The following is an 18,894-nucleotide window of genomic DNA, read 5'->3' as shown; positions in this document are numbered from 1 at the left end:
TCGTCGGGAGTTGTCGAAATCTAGGCAGTCTCCACTCGCCTGGAGGCCGCACGCCACTCAACTGCCCGCAGCGTCCAGAAGCGGGCTTGGGGAGCCATGCCAGCTGATGGCCAATACGTCCCGGGCGCGCGTGGAGGCGACGAAGAGCAGAGATCGCGCCTTTCGCTGTTCGTGCTCGTACCTATGGGGATCGTTGTGGCGGTAACGCTCGATGTGTGCACGTGGAAGGACACCCCGGCGCAACCCGATGATTGCCAGGCGCTGGTATTCAAGTCCTTTGAACCTGTGCATCGTCCCGACGTGGATTTCCCCATCGCCGCTGGGGCCATCCTTGGTCAGTTCGGCGCAGGTCAGCCCGCTGTGAATGGTGAGGTGGTTCATGACCTGGGTGAGTTGCCCATGGTCGGCGACGGCGACGGCGATGTGACCAGCCGGGTCTTGGAGGGCGCCGTGCCGGTCGGTGGAAAGTTCGTCCATCCAGTGCTTCAACAGCGTGCCTAGGCCGACGAGCTCCTCGTCCCAGTTCCGGTATGCCGTGAGGATGGGTGCGGGCCCATGCAGGACGGAGCGGTAGCCGGTGAGATGGTCGGTGCCGTCATCGAGGTCGTCGTAGACAGTTTTGTCGCCTTCGGCGATGCGTAGTGCGTGCAGCAGGATTTGGCGGGTTGTTCGGTAGCTGAGCGTGAGCCGGGTGGACCGGCCGCGGATGTTGATGCCGAGGGCACCGAGAGAGACCTGATGGTCGTAGATCCGCTGATGCGTGTCGCCGGCGATGAAGAGGTCATTGCGTTGGGGCGCGACCATGGCGCGGAGCATCTTCCAGTGGGCGGCGCGTAGGTCTTGGGCCTCGTCAACGACGATGTGCCGGTACCGGTAGGTGGCGGGGCGGGAGCCGGAGCTGTCGCCGCCCGGATCGGCCGAGGCTCGTCGAGCGTCGACTGCTACCGCCCGATCCATCTCGAATCGGGCGGCTCGTTCTGCGGCCTGTCCCCAGGTTTCGACGCCGAGCTTGTCGAGCCGGGCGGTGAACTGTTCGACCAGCTTCCAGACCTGGCTGCGTTCCGGGCGGGTGAGTGCCCGGCCACGACCGGCCCGCCGGGTCTGGAAGTAGGCGCTGCGGGTGGGGACCGCCTGGCCGAGGATGACCTGCTCCCACTCATCGAGGAGAAATTCGGCGTCCCAGCGCTGCTCGTCGAGTTCGGTAAGCAGCTGCCGCAGCTCCGCCAGTGCGGCATGGTCGCTGATGCGCTTCCGGCGGTTCTGCTGCGCGGTGTTTTCGCCGATGACCCGTGCGGCTAGCTGGTCGATGTGCACTACGTCGACCCGTCCGTGTAGTTCCGGGTCGTCGATCAGCGACGTGAGCCGAAGCCGGAGGTCGGCGGCGAGGTTGGCGGTAAACGTGGTGAGTAGGATCCGTTCGTCGTCGCCGGTGAGATGCTCGGCGAGGTACTTGACCCGGTGCAGGGCGACGACAGTCTTTCCGGTGCCGGGCCCACCGGAAGCACGGGCTGGCCCCGTGTAGTCACGGTAGGCGACCTTGTCCTGGGCCGGGTGAAGGTAGAGCTTCCAGCTGCGGAAGCTGCCCTCGTCGAGGGCAGCTTGGACGTCGTCGTCGATAGACGAGACCGGGGTACGGCCGAAGGCGGCCACGATGTCGGTAGGGTCCGGTTCCGTCCCCAGCTGGACCGGCCGGGTGACCTCCTCGAGGACAGAATCGATGCTCATACCGGCGGCGAGCCCATAGAGCACGTCCTTGGACAGCAGCGGCGCGCCGGTGAGCAGCTGGTCCAGCTCCGCGTCGGTGGTGACGGTCAACGCCAGATCGATGAGCTGCTCGGCGACGCCGAGTTCGCGGAGCTGGTGGGCGCTGTACGCGGCGAGCAGAGCCGGCCGCTCCGGCTCCTCGGCCGGCTCTTCGACGAGTGGGGCCGGCGGTTTCGGTGTGGTGGTGGCGGGCTCGGCAGGGGTGAGGGTGATGCCGGCCCGCCGGAGCGAGTTGTCGCCGACGACGGCGAGGTCGACGAACTCCAGCTCGCCGGTGACTCGGTTGACGGCCACTTGGAGTTCGTCGTAGACGTCCTTACGATGCCGTACCGCGATGATCAGCCAGTGTTGGATGCCCTGCTGGTCCGTCTCGATTGGGAGGAGCAGCGCCCGGTAGGACTGGCTGATCTTGGCGCGGTGGATACGTGAGTCGCCCTTGAGCTTCTTCAGGTCGAGGCCGGGCAGATCTGGATTTTTCCGGAAGCGGTGACAGAAGTCGTAGAACTGGCCCTTGACCGTTCGGTCGAGCTTGTAGAGCTCTTCCTCGGCCTTGTGGTGCAGGCTGAGTCGGGCGGTCATGCCCCGGAGTCTTTCACGTCGGGTAGGAGCGCCACGAGTTCGTCGAACCGCTCCAGCCATTCGACCGCAGTCCGCAGCGTCCAGCCGTTTGCGGCGTACGCCTCGTCCCGGCGCTGCGCGTCATCGTCATTGGCGGGTTGGACGATGGCCACCTTGATGCTCGACTCGGCCCACGCGAAGTCGGCCTGCCAGCGACCGGAGCCTAGTTCGTAGCCGAACACGGGCGCACGCTTGCCCAGTTCGGCCAGCCGTCGGGCGAGGACTCCAAGGTCGCCACCCTGCTCGGGCTCATCCTCCAGGATCTCCAAAATGTCCTCATCCCAGGTCGGGTCGCGTCGGCCGCTGCCCGGGTGGGCCGGAGCGCTGTCGGTGGATTTGTCCGGCCGGATCGGCGTCGTCGTGGCCGCCCCGCTCAGGGTGTCCAGCTCGCCGAGGCCACCGCAGACAGCGAGCACGTTGACGTCGAATTCGGCCGCCGTGCTGTAGGCGAGCTGGACCCCGTCGCCGCCGGCGAAGGAGAGGAACTGGGTGAGGTTCGTCCAGTACAACCAGGCACGCCAACGCGCGTGATGGGCGTCGGTGTCGAGGACAGCGTCACGGTCGTCGAGGACGGCGAGCGCCGACCAGCGTGGGCGGTCCGAGTTGGTGGCGTCGAGCGTGATGACGATCGGTAGCCCGGTGAGGTCGTGGGAGCGGAAAATGCGCATCGACTCGTGCGGGCTGGGCGAGGCGGGTGGCTGAGGCGGCCGGTCGGAGGTGAGGCCGCTGATTTCCGTCCGAAGCGCGTGGACAAGATCGTGTCTGCCGTTCGTCACCGCTACTGGAACGCTACCGGGTGTCGCGAGCAGTCCAGTGACCATCGCTTCGGTGCGGCGGGCCCAGCGGTTGTTGTCCGGTTCGCGGAGGTAGCCGATCAGGGTATTGATGGGGTTGGTGAAGACCGTGCCGGCCAACTGCGCACGCTGTCCGCCGTACTGCTCATAAGCGTCTTTGGCCAAGTCCTGGGCGTTGCCGGAGTAGGGCGGCCACACCGGCTGGGCTGCGGTCGATCGCTGCTCGAAGTGATCGATGTCGGCCCAGGTGACCTGGAAGACCAGGTGCCCGTCGGCGCGTAGCTGTGTGCGCTGGCGGGCGTTCGCCGCGATGCGGTTGTGTTCTCGGCTGGCGTGGAAGCGGAAGCCCTCCAGAAAGACGGTGACGGTCTGGTGCGGCCCGTCCACGCGAGTGAACGTGAAATCGGTTCTGGTCCGGCGCAACGGCTGCTGGGCGGTTATCCTCCAGTGGACGACGTCGGAGCCGCTGGCGAAGCGTAGGTGACCGCTGGCGTGGCCGTCCTCGTCCAGCGAGACGTCGTCGGTGATCGCTACCCAGTCGCGCAGGGCGGCGAGGAATCGGGCCTCAAGGTCGGATTCCACCTGCCGGTCCAGGCCGACCTGCCGGGTGCTGGTGACCGGCTCGGTTTTCCACCCCTCGTCCTGAAAGAGCAGCGACTCGATCATGCGGAGCGCGGTGGCGCGGGAGACGACGTCCTGGAGCTGCTCCGGCGTGTAGCGGTGCAGGCAGCGATGGCATGCCCGGCGTTGTTCGTCCTTGCACGCGCACTCGCGGAGTACGTCGTACGCCTTGGCGAGCACGTCACGGAAGTCGTCCGCCTTGGTGAGCCGGTCCAGGTAGCCGGTGCCACCGGGGAGGCTGTCGAAGAGTACGAGGAACCAGCGGCGCTCGCCGCTTTTTAGGTCGGGCATGGAAGCGACGGTGGTGTCCAGGTGCTGCGGGTCGCCGCCGAAGTGCAGATCCACGCCCATGCGAAGCGCTGCCCGAAACGAGTGCACCCGGGTATCGACGTCGGCGGTTGCCGCTGGCAGCAAGATGCGCAGCGCCTCGGTCTGCAGTTGGTGCGCGAGCAGCACTTGTTCTTCGCGTGCGTCGTCGGACTTGCCCCGCCGCATCGGGCACCACGGCCGGTGATGCTTCAGCGCGAGGTTACGAGCCTGAGACGACGTCAGCGCGTCCGTGTCGTGGTCGAACACCGAGCGTCCGTCGGCGCTGGCGGCCCCGCAGCCGGTGCATACGTGGAAGGCGTTGATCCGTACGGTGTGCCCGGCGAAGTCGTCGCGGGGCGGCGCGTCGAAGCGGGCGGGCCCGACGTTGATCCGCCGGATCAGGGCGCGTCGACAGTAGTCGATGCCGAAGGTCTGCGTCGTGTGTCGCCATGAGGAGCCCGGGGCGATCTGGTCGTCCGGGAAGTCGACGGCGTCGACGATCGTGTAGAAGCGGCGGTCGCGCTCGTCCTTGTCGTCGCGGATTCTGGCGTCCTCCCTGCGGTCGCGGGAGGTCACGATTGTTGGTTCGACGACCTGGAACAGGCAGCCGTCATCGGCGATGTGGCTGCTGTCGCAGCGTGGGCATGGTCTCCGGTCGTGTTCCGCGTCCTCGGTGCGGACGTAGCCACAGTCTGGGCATACCCGCCATTTGTGCCAGTTGGGTCGTCCCGCCGTCGTGATTTCCAGGCCGGTGATCTCGTGCCGGTAGCCGTTGACGTAGAACGTGTTCCCGGGCGCCAACTCCGACAGCGCGTAACGGCGTGGCCGCTCGTACGGCAAAAGGGTCGACGTGTATCGGGTTTTGCCTGTTCGCTGGTCGACCCCATCCGGGCCGTACAGCGTGGCGGCGAGTGTGGTGACGCTGTCCACCAGCGCGTAGTTCGGCAGCAGACCGAGGTCACAGAGCGCGTTCTGCGCCGGGGTGTCGCCCAGGTCTCTGAGCTGTTTGCCGAGTCCGCGCCGTTCAGCGTCCAGTTCGGCCTTCTGCTCCGCCTGCTCCGGGTCGGAGTCGTGCAGCTCGTCGTGTGCCTCGCTGATCGTGCGGATCCGTGTCCGTAGTGCCTCGTACCGGCGCCGCCACTCCCGGTCGGCTTCCTCCAGCGCGGCCCGCAGGCCGTGCGTCGCGTACGCCACCAGATCGGCTCGCGCGTCGTCGCTCATCCCGCGCGGCAGTACATCGGAGCCGTCCTCGCGGGGGAACAGCTTGAGGAATCCCTCGACCAGCTCGGTTCCCTGCGCCATCACCGCCTCGATCAAGTCGACCAGGTAGCCGGACGGGCCGAAGAGCGCGGGCGCCCGGTCCGGCAGGGGCCGCAGCACCACCCCGTCGGATCGCCGCAGCCGGCCGGCGGCCGCGAGGTCGAGCAGGTGTGCGAGGTACTGCCGACGCAGGATCTCCACCGCGGACAGGTAGCAGCCCGGCGGCACGATCGTTCCGGCGATGAGCTCCGTGGGCCGGTCCAGGAAGTAGAGGTCACGCCGCGACCGATCGGGAATGGTCAGCAGGAAGGCATTGCCGGTGCGCCGACCGGCGCGCCCGGTCTGCTGCGCGTAGCTGGCCGGTCGGCGCGGCAGCGCGGCGAGCACCACCGCCGACAGGTCGCCAATGTCGATGCCCATCTCCAGCGTCGGCGTACAAGACAGCACGTTCGGGTTCTTGAACTCCACCACGCCGTGCTCGTCGGGCTTCCGACCCCGCTTGAACGCCTGCTCCACCCGCTCCCGCTGCGGCCGAGTAAGCATCCCGGTGTGCTCGGCCGTCACCACCTGATACGTGCCCGCCCGCCGGTAAAGCCGCCGGTAGTAGTCCTGCGTGTAGTCACGATCCCGCTGGTGCCGGCCTAGCTCGTCCGGCCGATTACCGGTTACCAGCCGGCCGCTCTGGCATCGGTACGCCGGGCACGGCTGACCATGCCACTGCTCCAGCAGCGACGGGTGCACCGTTTGCTCCCAGAAGCAGACCGGGCAGCGCACGAACGCCTCCCGCACCTGCCCGTCGTCCAGCAGCAGCGCCTCGATGTTTCCTGGCTGGAGCCCGTAGACGCGGGCGGAGGTGTCGTTCGGGGTACGGACCGACAGCAGACCGATCGTCGTCAGCTCGGGCAGCAGCCGGCTCCAGAACTCCGGGGCAACCTCTCGTGGCAACCGCAGCCGGCGGCCCGCCCACCGCTCGTGCCAGGAGAGGCGACCGGCGGCGACGTCGAAGTCACTGCCGATCTTCGGACGCTGCAGCAGGAACTTCGGTGCTGCGACGCGGTTCGGAAACGCCCGCATCCCCAGCTGGCGCTGCCCCCAGATGAAATACCGGCTCGTCCCGGACTCGCCGATGTACTCGCTCAGCCACTTGTGGGCGACCGCGCCACGGCTGCGCAACCGCTCGAGGAAGACCCGCAGAAATCCCAGGTACGCGACCTCGTCGGCCTCCATGATCGGCAGGTCGTCACGGCCTAGGTCCAGGTGGATGTCCCGGATCAGCGCCACCGCCGCAGCCGGATCTGGAATGCGCACGTGGGCCGCCGCGGTGCGGGTCAGCTCCAGCGTCCGCCCGTTACGGGAACGGAACCCGAACTCCATCAGCGTCTCGAAAGCCAGCCGCTGCCCGATGAGCTTCCAGGTCGCCAGATCCCCGCCGCGCCCCCGGCCGGACAACACCCGGTCCACCCCACGCAGCCCATGCAGATCCGGGGGCACCACCGCCGCCAAGGTCTCCGGATCGGTGGTTGCTGCCACCACGTCGGCGATCAGGTCGTTGAGCGCCGTCCCGGACTCCTGCCGCAGGTGCGCGGCGAGTAGCGCCCGCAGCGAGAACGTGTACGACCGGTTCGCGACGAACCCGGCCCGATGCGCCGCATCCTGGACCGAGGCGTTGAACATCAGCGTCTTGTCCTCGTACAGCTCCTTATCCAGCTCGCCCGCCCTGAACAGCTGGGTGATCGCCGCTGCGGCCAGCGCCGCCGCACCGGTGCCCAGGAACCGGATGGCGTTACGCTCGCCGCACGCCGGGCACCAGTCCTCCGCTGCCGCAGTGTTCGCCGTCGATCCGACGTTCACCAGGATGAACGCCGAGTCTCGCGCGGTCAGCGCCGGCTGGCCCTCCGGTCCGTAGTCGCTCGCCGGGTCCGGCAGCCGTAGCCGCTGCCGCACGGCGTCCAGCACCATCAGCGTGCCGCCAGGGCCTTGCGCCGCCGATGAGCCATTGCCGAGGCGGCGTCCGACTCCGGGGAGCGTGTTCCGGCCGGCGCCCTCGGCCGCCTCCTTGTCGGTCGCGGCGATCAGATAGCGGACCCGCACCTTGTCCTGACCCGCCGACGCCCGGCGGATCTTGTAACTGTCGAACTGCACGTCCCAGTCGTCGCTCTCCGGCGAGAAAACGGCCCAACCAGAGCGGCCACAATCCCGGCAGTAGACCGCTGGAAGGAACAGATTCGCCATCTGACCAGCCGTGGCCGTGGTTACCGGCACCGTCACCGCACCGACGCTCGTGTCCCGGGTGCCGGCGATGTCCCAGCGGAACTCCGCTTTCGGCCACGGCAGCACACCCCGCAGCAGCCGGGTAACCGCCCTGGCCCACTGGTGCACCTCGACGTGTACCAGTGGTCGTGTCTCACCGGGCCTGGAGTCGGGGTCGCGCGCATACGACAGCAGCGCCACGAACCGGGCGAGCGCCTCCGCAGCCTTCTCCGGTTGCCGCGTGATCGCCGCTGACCAGCTCTGTGCGCCCGCCCGCCACATCAGCCGGAGCACCTCGGCGCCGGTCTTCACCTCCCCACTGAGCGCGACCAGAATCGCCTTGGTGAACAGGTGCTGCTTCAGCCGCCTGCCAAGCTCAAAGGGATCAAGATCCTCGACCTCGGTGACTGCCTGCGCCAGCAGCAGCATCGCCTCGTCTCCGGTGGTCGGATCGGGCAGTGCCAGCAACTCATCCGGTGTCGGTGTCGGCCACGGCTCGATCGTGTCGAGCGGGATGAACTCGTCGACGGAGAGCCGGTCCTCGCCCACGATCGTCTCAGCGGTGAACTCGGTGCCGAACACCGCGGTCGCCACCTTCAGCAGGTTCGCCGTGCCGCCCTCGTCGGTGGTGGCGGCTAGCGTTGCCGAGGTTGCCACCGGGCAGATGTTGCCGAGGGGACGGCCCTCCTTACTGGCGCCGACCACCGAGGCGAGCCGGCGCAGCAGCATCGCGACGTCCGTGCCCTGCGCTCCGTCGTAGGAGTGGAACTCGTCGACCACTACATAACGGATGTCCGTGTCCTGCCACAGCGGTGCGTCGTCGATCCGCTGGAGCAGCAGGTCCAGCATCTTGTAGTTGGTGATCAGGATGTCCGGCGGGGTCAGTTGCATGTCAGAGCGCCGCGTGTAGACCCGCTCGTACTGGATGGCGGCCCGGTCGCCGATATAGAGGCCGGCCGTCACATCACCGAGGTCGTTGCGGTGCCCGAGCAACAGCTCGTTGATCCGCTGCGCCTGATCGCTGGCGAGCGCGTTCATGGGATACAGGAAGACCGCTTTTACGCCGGGCTGACCAGCCCTCCGCTCCCGGCGGCAGTGGTCCAGCACTGGGTACAGGAACGACTCGGTCTTGCCCGAACCGGTGCCAGTGGTGACCAGCGTCGGTTGCGGCCTGTGCCCGTTGACAGAGGTAAGGCGGGCGAACGCCCGCGCCTGATGCGCGTAGGGGGTCCAGCCCTCTCGCCGCCACTCCAGGTGCCGTTTCCAGCCGGAGTCTGCCAGGGTAAACGGAGTCCGGATCCGCAGGAACGGTCCGCGGAACATACCCGACGTCTCGTCACCGAGGAACCGGTGCAGCGCCTCCCGGGCACCCTCGTCAGCCAGCGCGTAGGTGGTCGAGAGGTATTGGAGCAGGCTCTCCTTGAGCCCGCGTGCCTCCAAGGTCGGCCTCACGCGGTCGCCGCCTTCCGCGTCACCGGATCCCATTCATTACGGGCAATCGCCGCCTCTAGTCGAGCTTGGAACACGGCGTGCGCTGCCCGCATCTCGTCTTCCCGTTTGGCCTCGTGGAACGGGGGAGTGTAGCCCTCCGGCGGCGGCACCGTCTTCGGCTTGCACTCGTCCTTCAGGTACGCCTCGAACTGCGCCCAGGTTTCCTTGGTCTGCCGCTGGCCGATCGTCCGGGCGTTGCCGGCGAGCTTCCAGCCGTCCGCGTCGAACCAGGTCACCGCCTCGTACTTCTGCAGTACGGGGAAGCGGCCACGGTAGGCGGCGATCAGCGCGTCGACGCTCATGCCCAGCCAGACCGCCACTAGCGCGTCGATCTCCACAAGCGCTGAGCGCCGAGACCGTTCGGTCCGCAACGGTGTCTCAGGAGTCCACTCCGGCCCGACATCGGCCAGTGGTGGCAGCCCCGGCCACTCACACGCCCACGCCTCGATCTCACGCCAGCGCGGGTCGTACAGTTCGGCCCAGAGATCGGCGTACGCCGAGGTAAGGCAGTTCAGCCGCAAAGTTCGGATCATCAGAGCCGAGGCGAGCGGATGACTTGCCGTCGGAGCCGGGAGGGCCCCCGCACGGCCCACGTCGAGATTCGTCGTGCCTGTGGCCCGCAACAGGTAGTCGATGGGAATGGACGACCACATTCCCGTAAGTAGGGCGGTTGTGCGGTTGTCCGTCACCCAGGCGCTACGCAGGCCGTCGATATGAGATGGCCCCGGAGGAATGATCGCGTTATACAGACTGCGCTCGCTGTTAGGGGAGATCATCTTCCGCCACGCCAGTCGATAGAACTGGATATATGGTCGACGGGACTGCTCCACCAGTACCGCGTCGGTTTTCTCTGGGTTGACGTCCGACTCGGGTATGCCCTCAATTTCTGCGATCAGAGCCCGCGCGTCGGCGACGGCCCTGGAATCTGCTCGGAGCCGGGCCAGCTCGACGTGGTCGATCCATCGATCATGTGCCTGCTGGTACGCGGCTTCACGTCCGTGGCTCGTCACGTATTCGGTATCCGGAATGAAGTCGGGCGGCAGACTGACCAGGTCGATGCCGTAGGGGTCATTGCTGTTCGCATCGTGCCGCTTGAACACCGGCGTGGCGGCGCCCAGTTGGATGCCCTTGAGGATGTTCTCGTCCCACCTTGCCGGTTGATGCTCACGTCCGGTCTCGGGATCGACCCGGTTAAAGTCGATCAGGTTTGCCTTCTTCCCCCCAGCCTCATCAAGACCACGGGAAATCTGTGGGTTGAGAGAGCCGAGCCGGAGTGGGTAGTTGGCGAGCGCCTCGATCGCGGCGGCCTCTGCAGTGCTGACCGGGAACAGCAGGCGCGCCTGCGCCAGTGGCCGCTCCTCCTCGTCGAGGAGCCGTCGCCAGACGGCCAGGACATCCTCGTCGACGGTGACGACGCGGGTCCGGTGCGGGCGTTCGTCGAACTCGCGGTTCTGGTATCGGATGCCCGGAACCTCCCCGGAGCCGTCGTGGTCGCGAGACAGTCGCAGCGCGTTCGCTGATACCAGCCATGACAGGTGATTGAAGCGGATCTCCTGAGCGCGACCGTAAATATGGACGCCGAAATGGGTGGCGTGGCCCACCGGCTCTGGGAAGAACCGCTGGCCGGAGTTGACGAAGTCACCGTGGACGCGGAGCCGCCGATAGGCGGCCTCCCGTAGCGGTCCCTCCTTCTCGCCGGCGAAGTGAGTGTCGGGGTGCAGCAACCCGACGGCTCCTCGTGCGGACGCGTGCGCCCACACCTGGCACATGAAGGCCCGGTAGAGATCCGGCTGAGTGCCGGCCAGCAGTGGGTAGACCTGTGGCGAACCCAGCAGGGCGGCCGTCGCGGAGTTGTTGGTCAGCTCGCCGAGTACGTAACCCTTCACTGATGGCTTTGCGAGGAGGTCCCGGCGGCGTCGTTCCTTCTCGGTCTCGGACGGCCGGTCGGCCAGCTTGAACCACGGCTCGTGTTCGGCCAGCACGGCGTCGGCGTCCCAGCGGGGCCGGACCCACGGCGGGTTGCCGACCTGCAGGTCGAAGCCGCCCTGCTCGGCGAAGATCAGCGCGAACTCCAGCTCCCAGTGCAGGAAGCCCTGTCGATCGGCGATGTCCCGGACCACCCGCAGCCACGGAAAGCGGATCTCCGGCGGGCTGCTGTCCATGCCCATGAAGGCCGGCAGCGACTCCTCGAACTTCTTCAGCTCGTCGAGGGTGTCGTACGCATTGAGCAGGGTGTCCTGCGGGATCGCGGCAGTACCAAGCATCGCTTCGAGGAAGTCGATCCAGTCGTCGAGGTTTTTGAGCGGGATGACCCGGCGCCGCGGCACAACCTGGGGCTTCGCGGGCTTCTTCGCCGCCTCCGCTCGGGGCTTTGGTGCGGGCGGCTGCGGGTCAACCGTACCCCAGCCGAGTTCGTCGAGGGTCGTCTGCTCTCCGTCAACGGGGAAGAAAGACTGCTGGAAGCTCAGCCGTCTCTGCGACGGGATCACCGGCGCGTTGGACGCCTGGTTCGCGTCTCCGCCTGGGCCATCACTGGGCGCCGGTATCTCGGGCGCATCGCCCGGGGTCACCACGCCGACCAGATCCGCGAGACTGGCCCGGGCAGCGGGATCCGGCGCACCGTACTCGTCGTCGGTGCCGTCGAGCAAGCCGACCTGGTCGGCGGGCCAGAACCAGAGGGCGCACCAGGTGTCCATCACCATCTTGAGCCGCCAGTACGGCGTGTCGACGGCTTCGAAGAGGTCCTGCAGCACATTTTCCTTTGGCGCAGCGTGCTGTGGCGAGCTGAGGAAGCTGAACTCAGGGTCGCTCGGGTCGGCTCCCCAGACCGGGATCCGGCGGGCGATCTCCCGTTCCGAGATCTCCATCCGCTTGACGACCATCGACCAGAGGAACTCAGCGCGCCGGGCGGCGTCGCGCAGCCGGGTGAACTGGGAAGCTTGCTCCGGCTTCGGTTGCCTGGTGCGCGGGTGCAGCTTGGGCGTTCCGTCCGCGTTCAGGTACCCGGTGTTGCGCGCAGGCCGGTGGAGGATGCCACGCTTCCAGGCCGCCAGCTTCGTCGTCTGCACCGTGGTGAGCTGCCTCGCCTCGGTGGAGCTGGCCACCGCTCCCCACCCGGGTGCGGGCAGCAGGAACTGGTGCACGGCGTCCGTCGGAAGCCGCTGCGGTCGGCCGTCCTCGCCTCGCATCGGCAGTGGCGTCGGGGCGAGCGCGCCCTTGGCCTTCAGCCACTCCTTCGCTGGCGAGCAGATGTCGTCGGCGGAGAACACGGCGCGGTGGGCGCCGATGAGCGAGTTTCCACGGCGCAGGTGCAGGCCGAACCACGGGGCGCGCATGCCGGGGTGCATGGTGTTGAGCCACAGCGACACCTCGGCCAGCTCGACGCCGGTGGCGTTGAGGTCGACGCCGTACGCGTTGTGTAGGGCGATGTACGCCTTGACCCGCTGCTTCTCAGTCAGCACGTCCCCAGACGGGATCGAGTGTTTCCGCTCGTCCTGACGGCGGCGCAGGTACTCCTCGGCAACCTGGTTGATCGCCTCGTTGAGGAACGCGCCGGATCCGAGCGCCGGTTCGCAGATCTTGTACGAGAGCAGCTCAGCCGCCCGGGTCTCGATCACGTTGCCGTCGGCGTCGCGCTCCTGGTCGAGGCGCTCCTTGAGGGCCAGCTCGACCGTGACCTTGGTCAGCGACTCAGGGGTGTAGTAGGAGGCGGAGGTCTCACGGTCTCGCCCGGCAAGCCGGTAGACGAAGGAGCCTTTGAGGTATTTCTTGACGCCGCGCAGGCCGTGCCGGGCGTCCTCCTCGCCGTGGCGCACCAAGGTGTCGTCGGGGTACTCCTGCTGGCGGTGGGCCGGGATGAGCCACGATCCCTGCTCGGGGTCACCGCCACGGGCGACCTCGCACAGTTCCCCGTCGGCGATGATGCCGGTGTACGACATCAGGCCCTCGTACACGGCACCGAGCTGGTTGATCCCGAGGTTGCGGTAGGAGACGAATCCGCCGCGCTGGCCGCGCTTGCCCTTCTTCATGGTGAGCAGGCGCAGCACCTCATGCAGGGCGACGTTGCGCAACCGCAGATCGAGCCAGCGCGGGTTGTCGTCGTCGGCGTGTGGGTCGAGGACCCCGGTGCCGATCAGGCGGATGGCCTTGGGGTCGAAGAGTTCGCTGCGCAGGGCCTCGAACCGCAGGCCGTGGTCTTCGCTGCGCCGGGCCGCCTTCTCCTTGCGGGTCTGTTCGTCATCGCCGGGCTGGTCATCGTCGGGTTCCGTGCCGTAGATCCGGTGCCCATAGTTGACCTTGTTGAACAGCAGGTCGAGTGAGAAGTAGAGATGGAAGCCGTTCTTCGCCTCCTCCTCGACCAGCGTTTCGTCCCGTGCGACCAGCTCGCGCAGCCGGGCCATCGAGTAACCGCTCTCGTAGCTGCCGTCGTCGGCGGGCAGAATGCCCAGCTCGGGGCGGGCCTCCGCGTACAGCAGGAAGAGGATGCGGTAGAGGTAGCGCAGGCATTCTCGGGTGAGTTCGCGGGCGAACGGGATCTGCGGGCTCTCGATATCGGCGGGGCGGACGTTGTTGCGGTGCTCCGCCATCCGGTGCAGCACCTCGTTGGCGATGATCTCGACGGAACGTTGCAGCCCGTGACGCAGGTCCTTGTCGACGCCGACGGCGTTGGCGCTGGACTTCTTCAGTAGCTCATCGAGTTTCGGTGCCCGGTCGTTGTCACCGGGGCGCAGCATGTCGTAGCTGAACAGGGCGGCGATGGTGGCCAGCTCGCCGGTCTGGGACCGGTCGTAGCGTTCCAGGGCGGCGTCGAGGTTGGCGACGAGGTAGCGGCCCTCGGCCCAGGCATGCCGGTCGGCGAGGATGATCACGCCGCCGTGCAGCAGCAGGATGAAGCGTGGGTGGGAGCCGCCCGGCCCGCCGATCTCGCTCTGGAACAGCCACAAGGCCAAAGCGCTGCCGGTTTCGTACCGTTCGGAGCCGCTGATCCGCAGCGGGTGTACCAATCGACCGGCGCCGGCGGGGTCGAGGGCGGCGTCGTTGGCGGCGGTCCAGCCGCAATCAAGGGCGAGGATGCCGTCACCGTGGAAGGCGACCGTCAGCGTGTGCTCGCGGCCGGCGCGGTGCACGGTGATCTCGGCCGGTGCCGCCTGGTAGCCGAGTGCCCGAAGGACCTCCTGGTGCCAGTCGGTGAGCCGCTTGCACCATTCCGGATTGTCGTAGGTGGCCAGCCGGGTCGGCCCGTCGCCGTCGGACTCCGCCGCTGCGGCGAAGATCCGGCGTCCGTCCTCGCCGAGGTAGACGCCGCGCAGGGACCGAACCATCTCGCGCGGGGTTTTGCGGGGATCGTTCTTGTCCGTCTCCCGGGTCGCCCAGCTGGCGAAGATGCCCTTCTTGAGGTCGGTGCTTAGGTCCTCGGCAACGTAGTGCGCCGAAAAGTACTCACCGCGGTTGGTGAACGAGTCGTAGACCGCGCTCATTGCCCTCGTGCCCCCGTGCGCTCGGTGAACGGTTCCAGAACGGCCAGCAGTCGCATCATCGGCGAGCCCACGGACTCGAGCGATGCCACCAACTGCCGCAGCCGCTCGGCGGTCGAGTCGACCTGCCGTCGACCGGCTGACGGACCGGCGAACAGGGCTTCCTGGTGCCAACGGTTGACCCGTCTCCGGTACGGCTCCAGCGTCTGTTCGATGTCGCTGCGGTAGGCGCCGTCGACCGTGCTGAAGTACCGGCGTGCCTCGTCGATGGTGGCCGGCACCAGCCTTTTCAGCCCTTCCAGGTCGCGCGGAACGGCGCGGGCCGGCATCCGGGGCCCGAGACCGTAGCGGCCGAGTAGCTCCGGGGTCAGCGTAGTCGTGGCCGGGTGGTAGGGCAGCCCGGTGACCGCCATCCACTCCACGATGGTGGGCCGGCCCAGCTTGTTCGATGCGATGCCCTGCACGAGAAACACCGGCTCGGGTACGTCGGCAGCGAGCACCGGCGCCTCGTGACGGCCGATCTCCACGAGCACCTTGTCGGTCAGCCAGTCCAGCACCGGGTGCACATCGGTCACGTAGGAGACGGTCGGCCACTGCGAGTCGGAGCTTTCCCGCGCTGCCGTCAGCCGCGCGTCGGCGAGCTGCTTGGAAAAGGTGATCCGCAGCCGTCCGGGGTGATCCGGCCCCGGCAGGATCCGCTGCTCTTTCAGGTACGACTGGGGCAACGACCGTAGCCGGTGGAGCAGGTCCGGTGGCGGCTCGAAGGCGATGGTCCCGTTGTCGTCGCGGTAGAGCGAGAGTTGGTCCTCGGGATTGGGCCGGCAGATCTGTCGCAGACCCTCCTCGAAGTACTCACCCGTCGAGGTGAAGAGCGTCAGGACCTCCGCTTGCCGTACCTCGGATCGCTCGGGAACGGCACCGACCTGGCTGACGAGCTGGGCGAGGAACGCGGTGTTGCTCTGCCGCGACGTGGCGATCGACTGCTCGACGGTCCGACCCGCAGCCAGGTCCTTGATCAGGCGATCCTCTTCTTCCCGTGCTCGGAACAGGCCGGTTAGCGCCTCCGCCGATCCGTCGATCTTGTGTGCCTGCTCCTCCCGCGCCAGCAGCCTCTCGCCGACCAGACGGTCGTCTAGGGTACGAGCCCGCCCGGTTTCCGGGTCGGTACGCCAGGGCAGGTCACAGGTGAGTACGAGGGCGCGGATCTGCGGGGAGTGCCGCTGCCCGTACCGGTCGATCCGGCCGTTGCGCTGCTCGATGCGGATCAGCGACCACGGCAGGTCGTAGTGGATGAGATGGTGGCACTGCTGGTGGAGGTTGACGCCCTCGGAGGCGATGTCGCCGGTGAACAGCAGCCGTACCGGATCGTCGCGAAGGCCGAACCGCTCCACGATCCGCTGCTGCTCCTCGTCGGAGGTGGCCTCGCGATGCATCACTTGCGCGGCGCCGACGAAGGCCAGCCACGGCTTCCGCTCATCCACCGTCGCGCCGCGAGCGAAGCCAAGGGCGGCGGGCACGGTCTTGGCTAGCCAGGTCAGCGTCGGGATCCGCTCCGAGAAGATCACGACCCGGGTCTCCGAGCCGGGGCCGACCCCGAGCTTCCTGAGGTAGTCCACCAGCGCGGCGAGCTTCGCCGAGTCCTGGTCTGCGATCGCCGCTACGAGTTTCCGGAGGGTGATCAGCGCGGCATGTTCGGTGCGCCGGGCCTCGTCGGTGGCGCGTCGGTCCGTGGAACGGTTGGTGGAATGCCTGCCGGACTCCTCGGTGGGCGAGGCGCCGAGGGTCTTCAGCCGGGTCTCGATGGTGGCCAGCAGCGCCAGGTGCGAGGAGAGGAACGACTTCAACAACTGGTAAGGCACGAGGGGTGACGTGCTGACCGACGGGCCGCCATCAGCGGGGATCCACCGCTCGATCAGCTCGGCGAAGACTGCGGTCTCGGTGTCGCGGGCGGGCGCGGAAATCGACAGCGAGGGGCCACGCTCCGCCCAGGCGCCGGTGAGACTGTCCCGCACCTCCGGCGAGGTCTTCGTCCGCCGAATGTAGAGATGCTCCAGATCGGCGACGTCGTACTTGGCCGGGTTGGCGATCGCCGCCTCGTCCAGCATGCGGATGAGTTCGGCGAACGACTCCGGCTTACCGTTGTGCGGGGTGGCCGAGGCGAGCACCAGCGCGTCGGTTCTGGCCGCGAGCAGCCGTGCGAGCTGGTTGTTCTGCGTACCGCGATTCAGCAGGTTGTGCGACTCGTCGATAACCACGGCATCCCAGTCGGTCCGCTCCAGGTGATGGGCGTAGACGTCGCTCTTCAACGTGTCGACCGAGATGATCGCCCGCTTGAAGTAGGCGAAGGGGTTACGCCCGGCCGGGATCTCCCGTTGCAGCCGCTGGATGCCGGTCGAGTCCAGCCGGACCAGCGGGATGGCAAACCGGGTCCACAGCTCCCGCTGGAACTGCTCTAGGACGTGCTGTGGAGTGACCACCAGGATCCGCTCACCACGTCCGCGCCGGATCAACTCGGCCAGCAGAATGCCGATCTCCAGCGTCTTGCCCAGCCCCACCACATCCGCGATCAGAATCCGCGGCTGCGGATTCTTCATCGACAGCGCCAGCTCGGCCGGCCGTAGCTGGTGCGTCTGCCGGTTCATCAAGAAGCCGCCCGCCAGCGCCAGCCCGCGCTCGGTCTGCGGCAGGGCGGTCTTGCGGAACACCGCCTCCAGGAACAGTCGTCCCCGCCGGTGGTTCGGCGAGTCATCCGCGATCAGCTTGGTGTCGCGCGGATCGAGTATCCGGATGTCGTCGAGACGGTCGTAGAAGACGGCCTCCACGCCGCGTACGAACGACGAGACGCCCGTGACCTCGATCATCCACGAGTCTCGGGCGGTGTAGGCGCACTTGCGTACCAGCCACTGCTCGTCTCGTACTAGAACCTGGGAACCCGGTGGGTAACCCGCCGGCACGCGCTCCTCGTCAACCGTGGCCTCGGCCTCGACGCTCACCCGCGCTCCGCCCCTCGTCTCGTTCTGCCACCCTGCTGTACGCCTGGCTCCGCCAGTACGTCTGTCTTGTGTGGTACGTCTGTCTACAGCGCGGGCTGAGCAGCGTACGCCGCCCGTAGCTGCTCGGCTACCCGGCTGGACGCGGGCCGTCGCCCCGGTCTGCGTGGCGGCCGGACTGCGGGTGCCGGCGGCCCCGGGGTCTCCTGCGTCACGGCCTCGGTCTCCGGTTCGGCGTCGGCCTCGGGCTCGACTACGGGCGGTGGCGCATCCAGCGGTCCGGGCTCCTCCATGGCGGACTCGGCGCTCAGCTTCGCGAGACGCGCCTCGATTTCCGCCAGCGGCACCTGCTCGGCACGGAGCGACGGATACACCCCAGCGGTCCGGCTGATGAGCGCCAACCGCGCATCGGCGGGACTGATGTCCAGCTGGCGGAGCAGCGTCGCGCACTCCTCGGCCACCGCAGAAACCGCCGGACGCGCACCAGGCTCGTGAGCAAGCATCGACCGCAGCAGCGGCAGCAGCCGAGACGGAACACCGCTGAGATCCGGCTCGACGTCGGGATGGGTGACTCGGTCGACGATGTTCCGCCAGGTCCGTCCGTCATACGGATAGTGACGTGCAGCGGCGTAGAGCAGCACCGTGCCCAGCGCGTACACGTCGGCCGCCGGGCTGACCCGGGGATTGCCGTCCGCCTGTTCGGGCGGCATACACCGGACCGACCCTATGATCATCCCGCTCTGCGACACGGAGTCCTGCGACGCTGGCGCGTCCACAAACGCAGCCAACCCGAAGTCGATGATCATTGGGCCTTCGCCGCCGAGGATGACGTTCTGCGGCTTCAGGTCACGATGCAGTAGCCCGGCAGCGTGTACTGCATCCAAGCCCTCGGCAAGCAGCGCGGCAAGACTCGCCACCAGTGGCACCGGCAGGACACCGTGTTCGTCCACGTACTCCAGCAGGGTGTAGCCGGGGACGTACTCCATAGCCAGCCAGGGCCGGTCGGCGTAGGGATCAGCGTCCAAGAAGCGGGCGATCCGGTTCGTACCAATCACTGTCCGCGCGATCGCCGCCTCGCGTTCGAACCGGGCCCGGGTGTTCGGATCGAGGCGGTCGCTGCGGATCAGCTTCACCGCGACCGGTGACCCAGCCGGTGAGTAGGCGAGGAAAACCTCACCCATGCCGCCCTGACCGAGGCGACGCTTGACTGCGTAACGACCGATCTGGGTGGAAAGACCAGTCATGTTGTATTCTGCGCCTTTCCGCGATCTGTCCACCCAGGTTCTACTTCGGACGAAGTCTGCCCGACTGCACGCATCCGTA

The 18,894-nt window shown here is 67.6% G+C and carries 5 protein-coding genes; all 5 read right to left on the bottom strand.

Annotated elements, in window-relative coordinates:
- Window positions 1-57: 57 nt before the first annotated feature.
- Window positions 58-2,343, bottom strand: a complete 2,286-nt coding sequence (locus V1634_RS22155) for a UvrD-helicase domain-containing protein (RefSeq protein WP_331209794.1) — start codon at window positions 2,341-2,343, stop codon at window positions 58-60.
- Complete coding sequence (locus tag V1634_RS22150) at window positions 2,340-9,068, bottom strand: DEAD/DEAH box helicase (protein WP_331209793.1); 6,729 nt, start codon at window positions 9,066-9,068, stop codon at window positions 2,340-2,342. Before V1634_RS22150 ends, V1634_RS22155 begins: the two co-directional genes overlap by 4 nt.
- Window positions 9,065-14,584: a class I SAM-dependent DNA methyltransferase gene (locus V1634_RS22145; RefSeq protein ID WP_331209792.1), complete on the bottom strand. Its 5,520-nt coding sequence runs from the start codon at window positions 14,582-14,584 to the stop codon at window positions 9,065-9,067. Before V1634_RS22145 ends, V1634_RS22150 begins: the two co-directional genes overlap by 4 nt.
- Window positions 14,581-17,574, bottom strand: a complete 2,994-nt coding sequence (locus V1634_RS22140; RefSeq protein WP_331209791.1) for a DEAD/DEAH box helicase — start codon at window positions 17,572-17,574, stop codon at window positions 14,581-14,583. The genes V1634_RS22145 and V1634_RS22140 overlap by 4 nt, the downstream gene beginning before the upstream one ends.
- Before the next feature lie 83 nt (window positions 17,575-17,657).
- Complete coding sequence (locus tag V1634_RS22135; RefSeq protein ID WP_331209790.1) at window positions 17,658-18,848, bottom strand: serine/threonine-protein kinase; 1,191 nt, start codon at window positions 18,846-18,848, stop codon at window positions 17,658-17,660.
- Window positions 18,849-18,894: the final 46 nt, after the last annotated feature.

Source organism: Plantactinospora veratri (assembly GCF_036421995.1).
Lineage (GTDB): Bacteria > Actinomycetota > Actinomycetes > Mycobacteriales > Micromonosporaceae > Plantactinospora > Plantactinospora veratri.
This window is presented reverse-complemented; position numbering and strand designations above follow the sequence as displayed.

Bases quoted from the DNA above. Each gene is read 5' to 3' on its own strand.
- V1634_RS22155 (WP_331209794.1), bottom strand. From the start codon at position 2,343: ATGACCGCCCGACTCAGCCTGCACCACAAGGCCGAGGAAGAGCTCTAC.
- V1634_RS22145 (WP_331209792.1), bottom strand. From the start codon at position 14,584: ATGAGCGCGGTCTACGACTCGTTCACCAACCGCGGTGAGTACTTTTCG.